This is a genomic window from Bradyrhizobium sp. sGM-13 (assembly GCF_018398875.1).
Taxonomy (GTDB): domain Bacteria; phylum Pseudomonadota; class Alphaproteobacteria; order Rhizobiales; family Xanthobacteraceae; genus Bradyrhizobium.
In genome coordinates, this window is sequence record NZ_JAGWDK010000572.1 from 1 (window position 1) to 204 (window position 204).

A 204-nucleotide genomic window follows, 5' to 3' on the forward strand; every position below is an offset into this window, starting at 1 on the left:
TTCGCGAGATATCGAGCAGGCGCAGTTTTACGCTTCGCGTTCGGTCGCGCAGTTTTGTTCCGGCCGTGCCGACGATCTTGGTGACCTTCTTCATGGTGCGGATCAACACCCTGACCCCGTCGCCCAGCAACATGCTGTCGGTCGGGTAGTGGATGTTGGTCTCCACCACCGTCGTATCCACGCGCATTCTGCGTCCCTGCGTCA

The 204-nt window shown here is 59.8% G+C and carries 1 pseudogene; it reads right to left on the reverse strand.

Features of this window, described 5'->3' with window-relative positions:
- A pseudogene (locus KJQ96_RS40015) lies at positions 1-204 on the reverse strand (ISNCY family transposase); the annotation flags it as partial.